The following is an 18,845-nucleotide window of genomic DNA, read 5'->3' on the forward strand; positions in this document are numbered from 1 at the left end:
GGTGTTGCCCTGCAAGTGTCCCGAGCTCCCCTCGACAGAAACCTGTTGACACGGATCCACCGCCTGTGTAAGGTGCGGTAAACCGGGGGCATGAAGCCTTTCCAGTCCAGGAATGTGCGCGACAAATTAAAGAAATTTGCAATCGAGAGTCAGGTCATGAAGGCCAAAAATGGATCCGAAAGGAGATATTTTTGGCCTTTTTTTGTCGGTTCGGGCGGCGATTCTTCGGCGGAGTCTTGGTGAATCGTCTGGAATAAATGCTTTTGAACGAAAGGAACAGATGCGATGCACATGGCGGATGCACTGATTTCCCCTGCAGTTGGTGGTCTCATGTGGGCGGCCACGGCTGGACTGACCGTTTACAGCGCCCGGAAGGTCAAGGAAGAATTGGATGACCGCAAAGTCCCGCTCATGGGGGTCCTGGGGGCTTTCATCTTTGCTGCCCAAATGATCAATTTCACCATACCCGCCACAGGGTCGAGCGGGCACCTGGGAGGTGGAATGATCCTGGCGATTCTCCTGGGGCCTTACGCCGCCTTTCTCACTATGGCTTCCATCCTGACGGTCCAGGCACTCTTTTTTGCAGATGGAGGTCTTCTGGCGCTTGGGTGTAACATCTTCAATCTTGGCTTTTTCCCGTGCTTCGTTGCATACCCTTTCATCTTCAGGAATATTGTGGGTGCAGGCGCAAACGCCAGGCGTATCCTGACGGGCTCCATGATTTCCGCCATTCTGGCGCTGCAAATGGGAGCCCTGGGCGTGGTGCTCGAAACATTCTTTTCGGGCATATCTGAATTGCCCTTCTCCACCTTTCTGCTCGTGATGCAGCCCATTCACCTGGCCATCGGCATCGTGGAGGGAATGGCGACAGCCGCTGTCGTGACTTTCGTGTGGAAGGCCCGTCCGGAAGTCATGGAATTGGCTGCAGCACCGGAGCCGCTGACGCGGGTTTCTTTGAAGCCCGTACTGGTTGGGCTGCTGGCGGTGGCATTCATTACAGCAGGCGTGCTTTCCTGGTTTGCCTCGGCCAGCCCCGACGGTCTGGAATGGTCCATGGCACGCACTTCGGGGAAAGAAGAACTGGAAGCGCCGGAGCACGGGCTCCATGCTCTGCTGGCTGCAGCACAAAAGGCGACGGCCTTTTTGCCCGACTACGGCTTCAAGGAGCAAGAACAGGATAAGGTCGTTCCCCGGGAGCCGGCAGCCAAAGTCCAGGAAGTGGAATCCTGGCCTTCCGTCAACGGGGGAACATCTGTTTCGGGCATCGTCGGTGCCATGTTGACCCTGGCCATGGCCGGACTGATCGGTTTCGGTTTGAGAAGGTATCAGCAGCGGGCTTGATTCGCGGCGCATGAAAAATGGCGGCGGTTGAAAGCATTTCTTGATCGCCCCCACATCATCGATGACTGTTTCAATCCATGGACCATGGGCACGGCAGGCTTGCCGGTCTGCTGTGCCTTTTTGACTGAGACACCGCTGCATGCCAAAAATCGAATCTTCCTTCCTTGATATCAGCCGCCTGGATGCCCTTGCATCCCAGCGGACTCTCATTCATGGACTGGATCCCCGCGCCAAGATCGTCACCACCCTCATATTCATTTTTATCGTCGTTTCTTTTCCCAAACACGAAGTAACCGCCCTGGTTCCTTTCACGCTCTACCCCGTGGTGCTCATCGCTCTGGCGAACCTTCCCCCGGGTTATCTCTTCCAAAAGGTACTCCTGGCGGCACCGTTCGCATTCTTTGTGGGAATCTTCAATCCGCTTCTCGATAGCGAGGTCCTCATACACCTCGGACCGGTGGGCATCTCCGGGGGGTGGGTTTCCTTTGCTTCCATCATGCTCCGCTTTGGCCTGACAGTGGGTGCTGCCCTGGTGCTCGTGGCCACAACGGGGATGAACGGCATAGGCGCAGGACTGGAAAAATTGGGAGCTCCCAATAGTTTTGCGGTACAGCTCACCTTTCTTTACCGGTATCTTTTTGTGCTCACCGATGAAGCCGCGCGCATGGTGCGGGCACGCTCCCTGCGGTCTTTCGGCATAAAGGGAACAGAGGTGAAGGTTTTCGGCTACATGATCGGGCATTTGTTGCTGCGCACCATGGACCGTGCACAACGGATTCACCAGGCGATGCTTTGCCGCGGCTTCACCGGAGAGCTTCGTCTTCCCGTTCCCTTGAAATTTTCGTGGCGTGACATGGGTTTTCTTGCGGGCTGGTCGAGCCTCTTCATTCTCATGCGCCTGGTCAACATTCCCCAGTGGATGGGCCTGCTGGTGACGGAGGTTCTTGGATGAGCCATCACATTGTGGAAGTGAAAGACCTGCACTACACCTACCCGGATGGAACTGCCGCTCTGGGCGGTGTGGGGTTTCGCATCACTCACGGTGAGTCGGTCGCTCTCATCGGGGCGAACGGTGCGGGCAAGTCTACGCTCCTGCTTCATTTGAACGGGTGCCTGATCCCCGAGGCCGGCACGGTGCGGATGGGGGATTTCCCTCTGACCAAAAAGACGCTGCCCCATGTGCGGCAGACGGTGGGAATGGTTTTTCAAGATCCTGATGATCAGCTTTTCATGCCCACGGTTTACGATGACGTGGCCTTCGGCCCCCTCAACCTGGGCCTCCCTCCCGACGAAATCGAGGATCGGGTGATGGAAGCCCTCGCCACCGTGGGAGCCGCGCACCTGCGGAACCGTCCCCCCTACAGGCTTTCCGGCGGAGAAAAGCGCGCTGTCGCCATCGCTTCCGTCCTTTCCATGGGGCCCAGCATTCTCATCATGGATGAACCGAGCTCCAACCTGGATCCCAAGGCCCGCAGGCAGCTCATTCATTTGCTCAAGAGCTTCGAGCACACCATGATCATCGCTACTCATGACCTGGATATGGTCCTGGATGTCTGCGGTCGGACGATGATTCTCAAGGGGGGACACATTGCCGCCGACGGACCTACGGAGGAGATCCTCCAGAACGAGCCGCTCCTCCACGCCTGCAGTCTCGAGAAGCCGCTGCGGCTCCAGGGATGCCCGGTGTGCAATCCGGTCCGTGCATAGCATGGACGGAGGGATTTTTCAGGGTTTATTCTGTCCGTAGCAAAACACGAAAACAGCCGGCACGAATGCCGGGATTGCCTCAGCATGGCTGATCACGGGCTGCCCTCACCCCGGTGATCCAATCCGCCTGAGGCAGGGTCCTTCCATAGAAAGACTGGTTCTTCCATTCATTTTCACTGAATGGACAATGAAGCCACGAAGGCTTTCGACCCATCCGGGTCAAAAGCCTTCGTGGCTTTTTTTGTTGCTATAACATTTTGTATTTACATGGAATTTTTAAATTGGATCCGAGAAAACTTTGAGGAGGCAGGTATGGCGTTGAGACAGATGATTTTTTTGTTGACTGCAGCACTGTTGGCATTCTGTCCGGTGAATTGTGCCGAGGCAAACGACGAGCCCCTTAAAAAAGAAGTGGAGATGCTCAAGCAGCGGATTTTGGAACTGGAATCCAAGGTGGAGGCGGCGGACAAGGAGAAGGAGACGCTTGCAGCAGAGAACGCTGCCGAGAGTCGGGAGGGGGCCGAGGAAGTGAAGCCCCGCCTGACGGAAGTGAAGGAAGAGATCCAGGAAAAGCTGGGGCTGGAATTCCATGGCAGGGCGGTTCCTTTCTACCAGGGTTCTCCTTCCGTGGAGATCGAGGACGAGCATATCGACAGTTCCTCGGGAGCCGGAATCAGCGCGGATCTCGAATTGACCTGGAAGCCCGGAATGGATCTTTTTGAAAACGGTCGCTTCTTCATGAGGGCCCATGTGGGAGAGGGAAGGGGGGCGGATGAGAATCTGGGAGACCGGCTTTTTGCCAATCTCAATACCATTGCCGATGACAGCGATGACGAGACTTTCCGCTTGCTGGAAGCCTACTATGCGCATGAATTTTTTGGGGGCAAAGCGCTTTTTTCCATCGGCAAGACGGAACCCCTGGTCTTCATCGACAACAACACTTTTGCCAATGACGAGATAACGCAGTTTGTGGGAAAGCCTTTCGTGAACAACCCCGTGCTCGACAGTGAGGATGAATACGGTCCCATCGTGGCAGCTTCTATTACTCCCCTTGAAACCTTGACCTTCACGGCGCTCTGTGCCTCCTCGACATTTCCCAATGCTTCGGACGAAGAGCAAAAGAGCATCTGGGACGATATTTTCACCACGCCTCTGGTGGCCGGCGAGTTGGCCTGGTCTCCCAAGTTTGGAGGGCGGCAGGGGAATTACCGTGTCTATGCCTGGGACGCGCTCCATGAGCATTCCGTTTCACATGGAGATTCCGAAACAGCCGGCTGGGGCGTCGGGATCAGCATGGATCAACAGATTACGGATATGGTGGGGCTTTTCTCTCGGCTGGGGTATAGCAACAAGGATGCCTACGAGGTGGAATGGTTCTGGTCCGTGGGAGCAAACCTCAAGGGAATCCTGCCCTGCCGGGAGAATGATGAGCTCGGAATCGGCCTGGCGGGGCTAAAAGGCAGCGGCGAAGACCCCAAGGACGGCACTGAATTTCACATGGAAGCCTACTACCGCATTGTTCTGGCGGAGCACTTCGCCATCAGTCCCGACATCCAGTACGTGCTCAATCCTCTCGGCAACGACGACAATGACGGAGTTTTCGCGGGTATGTTACGAGGGGAATTTTCATTCTGACAGGAAAGATTGAGATGAGGGGGCCGACCCTGTTGAGGAATTGCAGCCATAAACCCCGTGCGTTCATGTATGGGAAGTGATCATGGTACATCAGCCTCTCGCCCGCAGGACGAAACTGAATTTCCCTTGGAGGCGGCATTGCGGGTAGGAGGCATACCCCCAATCACTTGCCCACGTTGATCCTCTCACGCAGAACACCGGAGCACTTGAACGTAACGACCTTACGGGGTGAGAGCATGATAGGGTCGCCCGTCTGGGGGTTGCGGCCGCGACGCTGATTCTTCTCCTTGACACTGAACTTGCCGAATCCGCTGATGAGTACGTCTTCCCCGGTCTCAAGGGTCTGTTTGACGATTTCAAAAAGGGTTTCAATGATTTGTGCCGACTCGGTCTTGGTGAAAATATTCTTGGCGAACAAATTTTCGACAATATGTGCCTTCGTCAGTGTCATTGTGTGTCCCTTTCGTTCCTTGATCCAATTTCTGGAAGATGAACCGCCCCGCGACTTCTCGATCATCCCGCCACAAAACACGCCGCTCTGAATCTATTAATGGATAATTCGCTGTTTTTCAACAAAAAAATGGGGCTCCAGACCAAGTTTGGAACCCCGTCGTTTTCATTTGGTGGCGGTGCAGGGCTTCGAACCCCGGACACTACGGATATGAGCCGTATGCTCTGACCACCTGAGCTACACCGCCGCTGAGCAGGGAGATATGTAAAAGAAAAATGCATCTCCGTCAATAGCAAAATGAACATTATTTTCGGCGAAACCACTCGTGAAAGGACAGGCGGGATTGAGATTGACAAAAAAATACCTTTCAGTTAAATGTGGATAACCCATTGAAGGAAAGGGCTTTTTGCTGTTTTTCAGCCAGTGGGCTCCCAACAATCCCATCCGGCTCTGCCCGGTTCCCTGGATGCGACAATTGAGCCGACACTTTCGGGCTGGGGAACGGTCTCTTGGGACATCTGCTCTGAAAAAGAATGAGGTTCACAAGGAGAATCTGTCTTGAAAAAAGGGATTTATGAAGTCAAGATCATCAGTGATTTTGCGGCGGCCCACCAGCTCAGAAACTTTCGAGGCAAGTGCGAGAATCTCCACGGCCACAACTGGAAAGTGGAAGTCGTACTGAGGGGGACGGAACTGGAAGGCTGTGGAGTCCTGGTGGATTTTGGGGAAGTCAAGCAGGCAACTCGCGAGATCCTGTCCGAGGTGGATCACCTCTATTTGAATGATCTGCCTTTTTTTAAAGATCGAAATCCTTCTTCCGAAAACATTGCCCGTTACCTGTTCGAACGATTGTCCGAAAAGCTCGACAACGAAAATCGCTGGCTTTATCGAGTTTCGGCCTGGGAATCGGCTGACGCCTCTGCAACCTTCATGTATGAATGATTCAAAGTTACGATAGAAGGACCATAGAAAAGGAGTGGCGACAATGGGAGTTCCGATTGGACATGTCGATGGCTGTCAGGTGAGATTTGAACCGCAAAGACGCGGGTTACTCCTGTTGTGTTGTCTACTGACCTTTTGGGTGGTGCAGTGGGGAAGTGTCCATGCCTCAGCCGGTCCGGGCGGAGAAGCAACTCCCGGAATGCCTGCCGCTGCCGGGGGACACGAGACGGCCAAGGAGCCCCCAACCCTTAACCCATCGCCCGTTCCTCCAGGGTCTGCCGCCAAAGAGCTGGAATCCCTGAAGTCCGGGGAAGAGCTTCCCGTGCCCCATGAAGCGGCAGCTGAAGCCCATGGGGAGCATGGGCCACAGCTGCCCCAGATCTCTCCCATTCCCGGTGTCACTTTCGTGGAAACCATGATCAACCTCATGGATGCCGAGCTGCACGGCCGTTTCTTCGGGTGGCGTCCCAACGATATCGTGGTCGGACTGTTCACGGACAACATCAATTATTACCAGTTGGGCGTCCTGGAGGCCCTTCGTTTCACCACGCTGCGGTTGAAAGACAGCCTGACCCGCATGGGGGATGCCGACGTGTACGATCCGGAACTGGAACAGGCCCTGAACCTCTTCATGAACCGGGCCACGCTGTTCTGGTTTCCTTCTGCGGAGACCTCTTACAGTGAAGCTGTGGATCATTTGAAAAACTTCCTGGTCAAATTGAAGACGGGAAAGCGCAATTTTTACTATCGCAAAGATACGCTTCTTGCGTTGCTCTCCTCCTACAAGGATCTGTTGGGTAACGTCAACAAGACCCTCATCCTGTCCAACGTCAGCCTCTTCAAATCGGACGATTATTTTTACTATGCCAAGGGAGTGGCCCATGTTTATTACGAAATCCTGCGGGTCGTGCGGGTGGGATTCCAGAATCAGCTCGGCATGACACTCTACGGCATCGATGTGATGGATGAGATCATCCACGAGCTGTATCGTGTGGAGGAGATGGATCCTTGGCTCATCACGGACGGTAATTTAGATGGTTTTATCGCCAACCACCGTGCCAACATCAACGCTCCCCTGAGCGAGGTCACTCACCTGCTGGGGATCATGTCTCAGTTCTGATCCCGGGAGCGGCTATTCGGTCCGCTGCACGGCGGGGCGAGGACGATGGTGCTGCCTTAACGTCACCCCGGTGAAAACCGGGGTACAAAAAGTCTTTATATTCCTGGATTCCGGCTTTCGCCGGAATGACGAAAGTAAATCAGTAACATTGGGGGCGAGGGATGCCGCCGGAGGAGTTTCATTTGTCGCTCTCTTCAGCCGTCGTCTTTTGACTGCTTTCCAGGGCTCTGAGAAACTTCTGCCGCTGCCCCTGAAAATAAGCCTTGTTTTCGGGATCCGCTGCCAAAGCCCTCTCGATGGTTTGCAGGGCCTCCTGATGATGGCCCGTAGCATGGTAGGCTTCCGCCAGCGTGTCCAGGGCATGAGGTGCGGGCTCCAGGGCCACTGCAGCCAGGGCCAGCTCGAGAGCCCTCGCCGGATCGAAATGAGGTGGGGGGGAGGTGGCATACAGCCAGGCCAGATTGTTGAGTATCGTCGGGTTCCTGGGGGATTTCTCCATGGCTTTTAACAGGACGGTTTCGGCCTCGGCGATGCGGCCCTTTTCCAAAAGTGCCCCGCCGTAAGCCGCATAAAATTCAGGATTTTCCGGTTTCCTCAAGATTTCCTCTGTCAGGATCTCGACCTGCAGGTCAGCCCGCCAGTTTTTCACGAGAGAAGAGTCTTCCACATGCCCTGCCCCAAAAGTGATGGCCGCCATGGTGGTGAACAGGAGTGCCGCCATCCCGTAGAGCTTGCGATGGTGCCTCGTGACAAGAGTAGGGTCCTCATGGGATCGAAGGAGGAACTCCACCCGCTGGCGAATGCTGAAGTGATGCCAGCTCGGCAGATCCTCGATGTGACCGCTTTGTACCGCAATTTTCTTCAGCGATGCAATGAGTGTATACGGATGCCCGATGAGCTGCATGGCGTAGAGATCAGCCTGCCTTTCACTGTTTCGTAAAAAAAAGCCAAAGATATAGCGAAAATAGACAACCATGAGCACCAGGATGGGGATGCTGTACATAGCGGAAAAGAGGGTGAGATGGATGGCGTCGTCTTTCAAAGCCCACCCGAGGAAAGCATCACTCCGGAACAGCGCCAGGAGCAGCAGGTCGCTCAGGGAATAGAGCATGACGGAATAAGAAAGGAAGAAGAGGAGGTAAAACAACAGGTGATGCCGCCTGACGTGTCCCATTTCGTGGGCCACGACGGCTTTCAGTTCATCGATGGAGAGAAGAGAAATCAGGCCGCGGGTGATGAGAATGTAACGCAGCCGCGGCAGAATGCCCATGATGCCGGCCGTCGGCATTTCACCTCCCAGGAGGGGCCAATGGAGAAAATTTCCAATTTTGAAGCGATGGGCGTGGATGAAGCCCTCCAGTTCTTCCCGCAACGGGCTCTGAGGGAGTGGCCGGCATCCCCAGAGGCGCACGATGAAAAACGGCGCGAAAAGGATGAAGGTCAGAAGGATGATGAGGAGCGACACCCCCTGGCCCGAATCGGATTTCAGAAATGAGGTCGCCTCCACAAATTCAGACAGGTCCAGTAAACCGGAGAGGAAAAACCACGGGAAGAGTATGGCGGCCTGAAGCGAGAACTGACCCTTCATGAATTCCGTGATTCCAAGCTCTGAGCGGGTAATATGCCGATAGACCGGATAGCTGAAGAACCACATGATCCCAAGGAGCAAAAGATAAATCGCCAAGCCGGAGGCTTCTGAAAGGGTGAGGAACTTTTGAAAGCCCGGGATCAGTTGGAGGTAAAATTTGATATTGAGAAAATAGACAAGGAGGGCGAAGACTCCGATGGCCACAATGGAGAGCCGGGACTGCATCCGGTGGTACCGGTAGCTCAATGCAGATTGCGGGGCATCCTGCCACGCGGCGAAAAGGAGGCGGCGAAAGGCCGCGCGGCAAAGCGAAGTGTACAGGAGCACGATTCCCATTGCCGCCAGGAGCGTGGGCAACGGAGGAAACGAGGCTTTGTGTCCCGGCTGCTGAATGCTGAAGAGCATCAGTGCGACGATGAAATAAATGAGCTGGCTGTACATGATCGGTCTGCTATCGGCGGTTCAACGCAAGTTTGACCAGGGGGCCGGCCGGCCACACATCCCCGCGTCCGTATGCGCACAACATTTCAGCATTTGGATTCCGGCTGGAGCGTGAAGCGGATCCTTCCTTTTCCCAGCAAATCGTGCAGGTGCAGGATGCCCTGCAGGCACCCCTCGGCGTCGACCACCGGCATGACCGTGATGAGATGCTGTTCCATGACCTCGAGCGCTTCTGCCACGGAATGTTCAGCGGAAATAGACCGCGGGTGTGGAGTCATAACCTCTGAAATGGATTTTCGGCTGAGATCCGGGCAGGTGTTGAGGTGCCTGCGCAGATCGCCATCGGTGAAAATTCCCAGCAGCTCGTTGCGATCGCCCACGATGAGGGTGGCTCCGAGCCCCTTGTCGTTCATAACCTTCAGAGCTTCGGGAATGAGCGTGTCCTGGCGCACGGTGGGAATAGCGTCTCCCTGGCGCATGACGTCGTACAGGGGAACCTGAAGGCGCTCACCCAGATGCCCCCCGGGGTGAAAGCGGCGGAAATCCTGTGCCTGGAAGTTGCGGATGCGAATGAGGGCCACGGCCAGGGCGTCTCCCATGGCCAGCTGGGCTGTCGTGCTGGCGGTGGGTGCCAGGCCGAGAGGGCATGCTTCTCGCGGGACTCCCGTGTAAATGGCCAAATCACTGTATCGGGCCAGAGTGGAAGAAAGGGCGCCCGTGAAGGCAATCACCCGTGTGCCGAGGCTTCGGAGGCTGGGGAGGATGATGTTGAGCTCGTCGGTCTCTCCACTGTTGGAGAGTGCCAGGACGATATCCTCACTCCGCACCATTCCCAAGTCCCCGTGCATGGCTTCCACGGGATGGATGAACAGCGAGGGAGTTCCCGTGCTGCTGAGGGTGGCGACAATCTTGCGGCCGACGATGCCGGACTTCCCAATCCCCGTGACAATGACCCTCCCTCGGGCCTCATAAATCCATTGGACCAGCCGGGCGAACTTTTCATCCATGTGATCCAAAAGGTGGATGATTCCTTCGGCTTCGATGCGGAGCACTTCCCGGGCGATCTCGATGACATTCTGGCCCCTGCAAAGAAGCGCGGAAGTGCTGTCGGCTGCCGTTTCGCCCAAGGGCTTTTTCCCCTCAGAGGCCGCACGTGCCGGAATTCCGTCTTTCAATCCATCTTCCTTTCTATCTCAATCGGGTATCCCTCTCAGGAGGGTTGATGCTCAAAGCAATTCTTACCGTACTGCTCCTGCATGGGAATGGAATAATCCCCTGTGAAGCAGGCCAGGCAGAAGGAATGATTCTGAGGCGAAGCCTGCGCACCCTTCAGGAGCCCTTCGAGGCTCAGGTAGTTCAATGAATCGAGCCCGATGAAGTCTCGAATTTCATCAACCGAATGGGAAGAGGCAATGAGCTCTCCCTTGGTGGAAAAATCGATGCCATAGGGGCATGGAAAGCGATGGGGCGGGCAACTCACCACCATGTGCACCTCCCTGGCCCCTGCCTGGCGGAGGGAGCTGATGCGGGTGCGCGTGGTGGTCCCGCGGATGATGGAGTCCTCCACCAGGACAACCCGCTTGTCTCTCAAAAGCTCTTTGACGGGATTGAGCTTGACGCGCACTCCAAAATCACGCATGGCCTGACTGGGTTGAATGAAGGTCCTCCCCACGTAGTGGTTCCGGATGATGCCCATCTCCAGGGGGATCCTGGACGCCTCCGCAAACCCGATGGCGGCGTAGTTGCCTGAATCGGGAAAGGGCATGATGAAATCCGCAGAAATCGGGCAGTTTTCTTGCGCCAGGAGGTTCCCGAGGCGCTTGCGGCAGAGGTAGACATTCTGGCCGAAGATGTTGCTGTCGGGGCGCGCGAAGTAGACGAATTCAAAGATACAGTAGGCGGGCGGTGTCTCGGGAAACGGTTTGAGGGACCGGAATCCGTTCGCGTCGATGATGAGGATTTCACCCGGTTCGATATCTCGGATGTAGGTCGCTTCGATGAGATCGAAGGCGCAGGTTTCGGAAGCCAGAACGTAGCTGCCGTTGATTTCTCCCAGGCAGAGGGGGCGAAATCCTCTGGGGTCCCGCATGGCGATGAGCTTGTCGCGGGTGCACATGACAAGTGAATATGCGCCTTTGACTCTTTTCAGAGCCTCGACAAGGGCTTCTTCGATGCCGTATTTCAGGTTCCGGGCCACCAGGTGCATGATGATTTCCGTGTCCATGGTGGACTGAAAGATGGCACCCTCCTTTTCCAGTTCCCGCCGCAGCTCCACCGCATTGACGATGTTGCCGTTGTGGGCGATGCCGTAATACTCGTTGCCATGGAACATGACGAACGGCTGTGCATTGGCAAGCAGAGAAGACCCGGTCGTGGAATAACGCACATGCCCGATGGCCAGGTGCCCCTTGAGCTTTTGAAGCGTCCGTTCCTTGAAGACGTCGTGGACCAGCCCCATGTGCTTGTATTCGAGAACCTGGCACCCGTCGGATACGGCGATGCCGGCGCTCTCCTGCCCCCGGTGCTGCAGGGCGTAAAGCCCGAAGTAGCTCAGTTTGGCCGCATCACTGTTGCCGAAAACGCCGAAGATTCCACACTCTTCACGCTTTCGTGGAAAATAGCGTTGCGGGAGGAGCGATGCCTTGTGAGTGATGCGGGTAGGGTAGTCGGTCATAATGGGTTCTGCCTCCGTTACGTTCCGGCATGATATTCCTGAAGCGTCTTCACATCCCAGTCGCCCCGCTGCAGCTCCTCCACCGCTTCAGCCATGGCCTTTGCCGCGGAGATCGTTGTTGTGTACGGAACGTTGTACAGAAGCGTTGTACGCCGGATTTCGTAGGAATCCGAAAAGGTTCGCTTGCCAAAACTGGTGTTGATCACCAGCTGTATTTCGCCGTTCTTGATATAGTCCATGACATTGGGACGCCCCTCCTTCAGCTTGAAGACCGTTTCCGTGGGAACATCGTGCTCGCGCAGGTATGCAGCGGTTCCTGACGTAGCGATGAGGCGGAAGCCCAATTCCTTGAATTTTTTGGCGACGGGGAGGGCCTTGGGCTTGTCGGCATCGTAGACGCTGATGAACACGGTCCCCCCAGTCGGGAGATCGTAGCCGGCCGCCGACTGCGCCTTGGCGAAAGCGATGCCGAAATTCTCTCCAATGCCCATGACTTCCCCCGTCGATTTCATTTCGGGCCCGAGGAGAAGGTCCACTTGAGGAAATCGTGAGAAGGGGAAAACAGCTTCCTTCACGGAAAGGTGCCGCGGCTCAACTTCACGGTCAAATCCCAATTCTTTAAGAGACATTCCAAGCATAACCTTTGTGGCAAGTTTTGCCAGGGGGCGCCCGATAGCCTTGCTGACAAAAGGGATGGTGCGGGAAGCCCTCGGGTTGACTTCCAGGATAAATATCTCCCCCCTTTGGAGGGCGAACTGAACGTTCATGAGCCCGACGACGCCCAGTTCCCCGGCCATGAGCTTCGTCTGTCGCTTGATCTCCTCCTGCGTCTCTTTGGGAATGGAAATGGGCGGGAGCACGCAGGCGCTGTCTCCGGAATGAATGCCGGCCTCTTCGATGTGCTCCATGATGCCGCCGATTACAGTCATGCTCCCGTCGCTGATGGCATCCACATCCACCTCCACGGCATCTTCCAGGAACTGGTCCAGAAGTATCGGGTGGCCGGGAGACACGTGTACGGCCGTTTCCATGAACTTGTTCAGCATGGCATCGTCGTACACGATTTCCATGGCCCGTCCGCCCAGCACATAGGAGGGGCGCACCACCACGGGGTAGCCGATGCTTTGAGCCGCTGCCCGAGCCTCTTCGACGGTGAAGGCCGTCGCATTGCGGGGCTGCTTCAGGCCCAACTTCTGCAAAAGCTGCTGAAACCGCTTGCGGTCTTCAGCCAGATCGATGGCGTCGGGAGAAGTGCCCAGGATCTTGGCTCCGGCCTTTTCCAACGGCACGGCGAGATTGAGAGGCGTCTGCCCCCCGAACTGCACGATGATCCCTTTGGGCTTTTCGGTTTCGAGGATATGCAGGACGTCCTCACGAGTGAGGGGTTCGAAGTAAAGCTTGTCGGAGGTGTCGTAATCCGTCGAAACCGTCTCGGGGTTGGAGTTGACCATGACGGATTCGTGATTTTCTTCCCGCAGGGAAAAGGAAGCGTGCACGCAGCAGTAATCGAATTCGATGCCCTGGCCGATACGGTTGGGGCCTCCCCCGAGGATGACGACTTTGGGGCGGTCCGTCGCACGGGATTCGTCTTCGGTCTCGTAGGTGGAATAATAATAGGGTGTATACGCCTCAAATTCCGCGGCACAGGTGTCCACCAGCTTGTACACGGGCTTGATTCCGTGCTGGATACGCTTCTGCCGAATCGCTTCCTCGTCGGTTCCGGTCAGGTCGGCCAGGCGCCTGTCGGAAAACCCCCATGTTTTGGTGAAGCGCAGGTGGTCGGGATCGTCGAGAAAGCTCCCGTCGGACCCGGAGGCCCGAATGGCCGCTTCCATCTGGACGATCTGATGGATGTGATGCAAAAACCAGGGATCGATCCAGGTGAGGCGGTAAAGCTCTTCCACGGAAACACCCAGCTTCAGCGCCTCGGCGACCTGGAGCAGGCGCTTGGAATTGGGGCGCCGCAGCTTCAATTTGAGGGCATCCAGGTAGTCGCGGCTCGTGTCGACGGGGGGATCCCCGAAACCGAAATGGCCGGTTTCCAGGGAGCGAATAGCCTTCTGCAGGGCCTCCTTGAAGGTGCGGCCGATGGCCATGGTCTCTCCCACGGACTTCATGGAGGTGGTGAGAAAATCGTCGGTGTTGGGGAATTTTTCAAAGGTGAACCGGGGAATTTTCACCACGCAGTAGTCGATGGTGGGCTCGAAGGAGGCGCGGGTTTCCCGTGTGATATCGTTGGCGAGCTCATCCAGGGAATAGCCTACCGCCAGCTTGGCGGCGATCTTGGCAATGGGGAAGCCCGTGGCCTTGGAGGCGAGAGCGGAAGACCTGGAAACGCGCGGGTTCATTTCAATGACCACCATTTCACCGTTTTCGGGGTTGACGGCGAATTGAACATTGGAGCCGCCCGTCTCCACGCCGATCTCTCGCAGGATGGCTATGGAGGCGTCCCGCAGAACCTGGTATTCCTGGTCCGTCAGGGTCTGAGCGGGCGCCACGGTGATGGAATCCCCCGTGTGGACCCCCATGGGGTCCATGTTCTCGATGGAACAGATGATGACCACATTGTCCATGCCATCGCGCATGACTTCCAGCTCGAATTCCTTCCATCCCAGGACGGACTGTTCGAGCATGACCGTGTGGATGGGGCTCGCATCGAGGCCCCCCTGAGAAAGCTCCAGGAGCTCCTCCCGGTTGTAGGCGACTCCCCCGCCGGTCCCTCCCAGCGTAAAGGACGGACGGACGATGATGGGGAAGCCGATCTCGCCGGCGATGCTTTTCACTTCCTCCAGCGTGTGAGCGATCCCACTGGCTGGGACCTTGAGACCGATTTGCTTCATGGCATCGCGGAAGAGCTCGCGATCTTCGGCCTTCTTGATGACATCCACTCGGGCGCCCAGCATGTCCACACCATATTTTTCCAGGACTCCCATCTCCGCCAGCCTGACGGCGACGTTCAGAGCGGTCTGGCCCCCCAGGGTGGGCAGGAGGGCGTCGGGGCGCTCGCGGGCAATGACCTTGGCCACCGCTTCGGGCGTGATGGGCTCGACATAGGTGCGGTCGGCCGTTTCAGGGTCCGTCATGATGGTGGCGGGATTGCTGTTGATGAGGACGACTCCGTATCCTTCTTCCCGGAGCGCCTTGCACGCCTGCGTTCCCGAATAGTCGAATTCACAGGCCTGACTGATGATGATGGGGCCGGAGCCAATGATGAGAATCTTGTGGATGTCTGTACGCTTGGGCATGTGCTCCCGTTCCTTCTACTTTTTCTGGTTTTCCATGAGCTCGACAAATCGCTGGAAGAGGTATGATGCATCATGGGGCCCGGGGGCCGCTTCCGGGTGGTACTGCACGCTGAAGGCCGGAATCTCGAGATGCTCCATTCCCTCCAGCGTATTGTCGTTGAGATTGATATGCGTCAGGCGCAGGGGCTTATCCTTGAGGGATTCCAGGTCGACGCAAAACCCGTGATTCTGGGAGGTGATTTCCACTTTGCCTGTGGTGAGGTCCTTCACCGGCTGGTTGGCTCCGCGATGGCCGAACTTCAGCTTGAAGGTTTGCCCTCCCAGGGCGAGGCCCATGAGCTGATGGCCCAGGCAGATGCCGAAAATCGGTCGCTTTCCCAGGAGGTTCCGCACCGTATCGACGACGTAGTGAACCGCCGCCGGATCGCCCGGGCCGTTGGAAAGGAAGACGCCGTCGGGCTGTCTCGCCAGAATCTCCTCCGCCGTTGAACGGGCCGGGAAAACCATGACCTGGCAGCCGGATGCCTCGAGTTTTCTCAGGATATTGTATTTGACACCGCAGTCGATGGCCGCAACATTGAAACCCGGCTTGCCCGGTGTCCATGTCGCTGCCGTGTCGTCCAGGCGGGGGCATCCCTCCCAGCGGTAGATTTTGTCGCAGGAAACATACTGGACCAGGTCGGCTCCGCTCAGCCCGGGAAAGCCCTGCACCCGCTCCATGAGGCGGTGCAGGTCGTCCGTATCTGTCGCGATGATGCCGCGCATGGCTCCGGCCTGTCGAATGTGTCGAGTGAGGGCACGGGTGTCGATTCCTTCGATACCGATCTTACCGTGCTCATTCAGGAAATCGGCCAGGCTCCCGGTGCTGCGCCAATTGCTGGCAAATTCCTGGTATTCCTTGACCACAAAGCCTTCCACCTGTACGGCCGCCGATTCCATGTCTTCAGGGTTGATGCCGTAAGTGCCCGTCAGAGGATAGGTCATGGCTACGATCTGTCCCTTGTAGGAAGGGTCCGTCAAGACCTCCTGGTAACCGGTCATGCTGGTGTTGAAGACCACTTCGCCCAGCGCATACCCCTGGCCGGCAAAAGCGTATCCCTTGAACAGGACGCCATCCTCCAGCAGGAGCATGGCTTTCCTTCGCTTCCATGGAGAAGTCATGATTGTCCCTCCGAGATGATCAAAAATCCCATCCACCCGCCACGGGGACTCGAAGCACGAAAGGTTTCGGAACCATCGGCCTTTCAGATGGGCTCACAACGTGCTGCCTCCGAAATATCAGCCGAGCAATTGTAACGATTAATCGGAGGATATCAACTGATTTCCGTGGAAAAAGCGGAACAATTTTGTACGAAGTGTAAATGGAGGCTTTCTGCCTGAAAGCGCGGCAATGATGGATTCTCAAGAGGCCGTCGCCCCAGTGAAAACCGGGGTCCAGGTGGGCTGAAAATGGCTGAAAACGCTGTAGGGGCGGGACAACGCATGGGTTTGCGCCGCATCTCCCTCCGAACCGGGCAGGTGCGACTCCCGCATCGGGCTGTCCGTTTGGGGATTTTACCTCTATAGTAATGGTGGCTGGGACGCATATTGGGACTCTGAGATCCAACATACAGCTTGATTCCCATCACTTTGGACTGCACCCAGCTTGAGAAGCTGCCTTTCTTGACTCACGCAGAGACTGGGAGAGCACGGAGAAAAGCACCTGGCAATCATCTCTGTGTCGCCTGCGCCTGAGCGTGAAAATGAAGCTTTTTAACCTGCAAGAGTAAAACTTATCGAGGGAATCATGCCGGAACAATCGGAAGCTGGACCACGTCTTCGCAAGCCTCAATGGCTCAGAAGAAAATTGCCCACGGGGCCCGAATACGAACGGGTAAGGTCTCTGCTCAAGGACGGTGCCCTGCATACCGTCTGCCAGGAAGCCAAATGCCCCAACCAGTATGAATGCTTTTCATGCAAAACCGCCACCTTTCTGATCATGGGCCCACGTTGCACCCGCAACTGCCGTTTTTGCGCCATAGAGCACGGCCCGCTGAGTCCACCGGACCCCGAAGAACCGGCAAGAGTGGCGGAAGCGGCCTCCAGGCTGGGCCTGCGTTATGTGGTGGTGACATCGGTCACTCGCGACGACCTCGAGGATGGCGGGGCCTCTTTTTTTACGGAAACCATAAGACAAATACGCGACAAAATCCCCGAGGCGCAAATTGAAGTCCTGATCCCGGACTTCCAGGGTCAGGGAGAGGCACTTCGGAAGGTGGTTGAAGCTCGGCCGGATGTGTTGAATCATAACATCGAAACTGTGCCGCGTCTTTACCCTTCCGTACGGCCGGGGGCTGATTACCAGCGTTCGCTGGACCTGCTGAGACATATCAAGGATTACGATCCCTCGCTCCTCACCAAGTCCGGCCTGATGCTGGGCCTGGGAGAAACGTCGGAAGAAATCCGGGAGACCCTCCAAGATTTGCTGGATGTGGGGTGCAGCTTGCTGACGCTGGGTCAATATCTGCAACCCTCGGCCGAGCACCTGCCCGTGGAGCGCTTCGTTCCTCCCGAAGAGTTCGAAAAGTGGCGCGAAACGGCCCTGGAAATGGGGTTTGCTCAAGCGGCCAGTGGTCCCTTCGTGCGAAGTTCCTACCATGCCGGCAGTCTTTACCGGAGCGCCGAAAGCGACAGGCTCCCGGCTGATGGGTGACCTTCTGGTTTGCCGCAGAATGCACAAGAGTCCAACCTCAACCAGCCATCCGTTTGCGAAGCTTTTCGAGGTCTTCGGGGGTGTCTATCCCGTGCGTTTCGACGGGTGACAAGGCCACCTGGATGCAAAACCCGTGTTCCAGTGCACGGAGCTGTTCCAGTTTTTCCTCCGATTCATATTTTCCGGGGGAGAGTTGCGTGAAGGTCTGGAGGAAGGCATTGCGATAGGCGTAGAACCCCAGGTGCTTCAGGAAGAAAAAGGGCGCTGCTCCCGGGTCGCGGCGGTGGGGGAGGGGAGCACGAGAAAAATACAGGGCCTTCCCTCCGGTGTCCCTCACGATTTTGACGACATTGGGGTCCAGGTACTCCCCGGAATCGCAGGTCTCGAAGCCCAGGGTTGCCATGGGACATTCAGGGGCTTCCTTCAAAGCCTCTACCAGGAGATGGATCATGGAGGGCTCCACGAGGGGCTCATCCCCCTGAACATTCACCACGATGTCCTCGTCGGAAAGTTTCAGCAGCCGGCTGGCTTCGGCAATACGGTCGGTGCCGCTGGGGTGGTCGCTCCGGGTGAGGATGGGTTCACCTCCGAAGGCTTTCACCGCCCTGGCGATGCGCGCATCGTCGGTAGCCACGAAGATGCGGTCCAGTCCCGAAGCCTCGCTGGATCGTTCGTACACGTGCTGGATCATGGGGCGCCCCAGAATGTCCGCCAGAGGCTTGCCGGGAAAGCGCGATGATTCATATCTCGCTGGAATAATGCCGACGGTCTGCATGTCGTTTCCTTGCAGGGGGTTCCATGCTTGAGAAACCAGGCGGGCGCGATGAACGTTCAATCACTCGACCTCGCGCCCTTTCCACTTCTTGAGGACAGTATATTATGACCTAAATTGAGCGATTTTGGGATTTAAAGAATCTACCCTTTGGAGTATGTTGTTGAATCGACAAAGACTTTGCCGAGAATTTGTTCGGATTCAACTCAACCCAAAGGGTAGGAGGTCATTATGACC

The 18,845-nt window shown here is 56.5% G+C and carries 14 protein-coding genes and 1 tRNA gene; 7 read left to right on the forward strand and 8 right to left on the reverse strand.

The features are described 5' to 3' along the window. The first annotated feature begins 285 nt into the window (after window positions 1–285). The 4 genes from MWC30_RS04980 (at window position 286) to MWC30_RS04995 (ending at window position 4,683) form a co-directional block, all read left to right on the forward strand. Entirely contained in the window at window positions 286–1,341 is a 1,056-nt protein-coding gene (locus MWC30_RS04980; RefSeq protein WP_368860800.1) for an energy-coupling factor ABC transporter permease, read from the forward strand. 139 nt (window positions 1,342–1,480) lie between these two features. Beyond that, on the forward strand, window positions 1,481–2,293 hold the full coding sequence (gene cbiQ, locus MWC30_RS04985) for a cobalt ECF transporter T component CbiQ (RefSeq protein ID WP_244083056.1): 813 nt from the start codon (window positions 1,481–1,483) through the stop codon (window positions 2,291–2,293). Further along, complete coding sequence (locus tag MWC30_RS04990; RefSeq protein WP_244083057.1) at window positions 2,290–3,048, forward strand: energy-coupling factor ABC transporter ATP-binding protein; 759 nt, start codon at window positions 2,290–2,292, stop codon at window positions 3,046–3,048. The genes cbiQ and MWC30_RS04990 overlap by 4 nt, the downstream gene beginning before the upstream one ends. 312 nt (window positions 3,049–3,360) lie before the next feature. After that, window positions 3,361–4,683 carry a carbohydrate porin gene (locus MWC30_RS04995; protein WP_244083058.1) on the forward strand — a complete coding sequence of 441 codons (1,323 nt, stop codon included), beginning with the start codon at window positions 3,361–3,363 and terminating at the stop codon, window positions 4,681–4,683. A gap of 163 nt (window positions 4,684–4,846) precedes the next feature. Here the strand turns inward: MWC30_RS04995 and MWC30_RS05000 are convergent, their stop codons facing one another. Further along, window positions 4,847–5,134, reverse strand: a complete 288-nt coding sequence (locus MWC30_RS05000) for an integration host factor subunit alpha (RefSeq protein WP_244083059.1) — start codon at window positions 5,132–5,134, stop codon at window positions 4,847–4,849. Window positions 5,135–5,304: 170 nt separating this feature from the next. Beyond that, window positions 5,305–5,381: transfer RNA gene (locus tag MWC30_RS05005), tRNA-Met, on the reverse strand. 311 nt (window positions 5,382–5,692) lie between these two features. Here MWC30_RS05005 and queD point away from each other — a divergent pair. Then, complete coding sequence (gene queD, locus MWC30_RS05010) at window positions 5,693–6,076, forward strand: 6-carboxytetrahydropterin synthase QueD (RefSeq protein ID WP_244083060.1); 384 nt, start codon at window positions 5,693–5,695, stop codon at window positions 6,074–6,076. Between the two features lie 43 nt (window positions 6,077–6,119). Beyond that, the gene (locus tag MWC30_RS05015; protein WP_244083061.1) at window positions 6,120–7,196 is read left to right on the forward strand and encodes a DUF2333 family protein; all 1,077 of its coding nucleotides are present in this window, start codon (window positions 6,120–6,122) and stop codon (window positions 7,194–7,196) included. A gap of 178 nt (window positions 7,197–7,374) precedes the next feature. On the opposite strand, the gene MWC30_RS05020 is transcribed toward MWC30_RS05015, so the two are convergent. From MWC30_RS05020 to carA, 5 genes are all read right to left on the reverse strand, one after another. Continuing rightward, window positions 7,375–9,225, reverse strand: coding sequence for a M48 family metallopeptidase (locus MWC30_RS05020; protein ID WP_244083062.1), 1,851 nt, complete (start codon window positions 9,223–9,225; stop codon window positions 7,375–7,377). 86 nt (window positions 9,226–9,311) lie between these two features. Further along, a complete protein-coding gene (locus tag MWC30_RS05025) occupies window positions 9,312–10,400 on the reverse strand; it encodes an SIS domain-containing protein (RefSeq protein WP_244083063.1) in 1,089 nt (362 codons plus the stop codon). Window positions 10,401–10,435: 35 nt separating this feature from the next. After that, window positions 10,436–11,899: an amidophosphoribosyltransferase gene (gene purF, locus MWC30_RS05030; RefSeq protein ID WP_244083064.1), complete on the reverse strand. Its 1,464-nt coding sequence runs from the start codon at window positions 11,897–11,899 to the stop codon at window positions 10,436–10,438. A 17-nt stretch (window positions 11,900–11,916) separates the two neighbouring features. Further along, a complete protein-coding gene (gene carB, locus MWC30_RS05035) occupies window positions 11,917–15,144 on the reverse strand; it encodes a carbamoyl-phosphate synthase large subunit (RefSeq protein WP_244083065.1) in 3,228 nt (1,075 codons plus the stop codon). A 15-nt stretch (window positions 15,145–15,159) separates the two neighbouring features. Next, window positions 15,160–16,305 carry a glutamine-hydrolyzing carbamoyl-phosphate synthase small subunit gene (gene carA / locus MWC30_RS05040; protein WP_244083066.1) on the reverse strand — a complete coding sequence of 382 codons (1,146 nt, stop codon included), beginning with the start codon at window positions 16,303–16,305 and terminating at the stop codon, window positions 15,160–15,162. 625 nt (window positions 16,306–16,930) lie between these two features. On the opposite strand from carA, the gene lipA reads away from it, so the two are divergent. Then, window positions 16,931–17,836 (forward strand): lipoyl synthase, encoded by a 906-nt coding sequence (gene lipA, locus MWC30_RS05045; RefSeq protein ID WP_244083067.1) that lies wholly within the window; start codon window positions 16,931–16,933, stop codon window positions 17,834–17,836. Between the two features lie 37 nt (window positions 17,837–17,873). On the opposite strand, the gene kdsB is transcribed toward lipA, so the two are convergent. Then, on the reverse strand, window positions 17,874–18,611 hold the full coding sequence (kdsB, locus tag MWC30_RS05050; protein ID WP_244083068.1) for a 3-deoxy-manno-octulosonate cytidylyltransferase: 738 nt from the start codon (window positions 18,609–18,611) through the stop codon (window positions 17,874–17,876). Between the last annotated feature and the right edge of the window lie 234 nt (window positions 18,612–18,845).

Origin of the sequence: Desulforhabdus sp. TSK (genome assembly GCF_022836495.1) — a bacterium.
In the GTDB taxonomy this organism is placed as follows: Bacteria; Desulfobacterota; Syntrophobacteria; order Syntrophobacterales; family Syntrophobacteraceae; genus Desulforhabdus.

Excerpts from the sequence above, each read along its gene's own strand:
- MWC30_RS04995 (WP_244083058.1), top strand. The coding sequence starts at position 3,361 with ATGGCGTTGAGACAGATGATTTTTTTGTTGACTGCAGCACTGTTGGCA.
- purF (WP_244083064.1), bottom strand. The coding sequence starts at position 11,899 with ATGACCGACTACCCTACCCGCATCACTCACAAGGCATCGCTCCTCCCG.
- cbiQ (WP_244083056.1), top strand. The coding sequence starts at position 1,481 with ATGCCAAAAATCGAATCTTCCTTCCTTGATATCAGCCGCCTGGATGCC.
- MWC30_RS04990 (WP_244083057.1), top strand. The coding sequence starts at position 2,290 with ATGAGCCATCACATTGTGGAAGTGAAAGACCTGCACTACACCTACCCG.
- carB (WP_244083065.1), bottom strand. The coding sequence starts at position 15,144 with ATGCCCAAGCGTACAGACATCCACAAGATTCTCATCATTGGCTCCGGC.
- MWC30_RS05000 (WP_244083059.1), bottom strand. The coding sequence starts at position 5,134 with ATGACACTGACGAAGGCACATATTGTCGAAAATTTGTTCGCCAAGAAT.
- kdsB (WP_244083068.1), bottom strand. The coding sequence starts at position 18,611 with ATGCAGACCGTCGGCATTATTCCAGCGAGATATGAATCATCGCGCTTT.
- carA (WP_244083066.1), bottom strand. The coding sequence starts at position 16,305 with ATGACTTCTCCATGGAAGCGAAGGAAAGCCATGCTCCTGCTGGAGGAT.
- MWC30_RS05015 (WP_244083061.1), top strand. The coding sequence starts at position 6,120 with ATGGGAGTTCCGATTGGACATGTCGATGGCTGTCAGGTGAGATTTGAA.
- MWC30_RS04980 (WP_368860800.1), top strand. The coding sequence starts at position 286 with ATGCACATGGCGGATGCACTGATTTCCCCTGCAGTTGGTGGTCTCATG.
- MWC30_RS05020 (WP_244083062.1), bottom strand. The coding sequence starts at position 9,225 with ATGTACAGCCAGCTCATTTATTTCATCGTCGCACTGATGCTCTTCAGC.
- lipA (WP_244083067.1), top strand. The coding sequence starts at position 16,931 with ATGCCGGAACAATCGGAAGCTGGACCACGTCTTCGCAAGCCTCAATGG.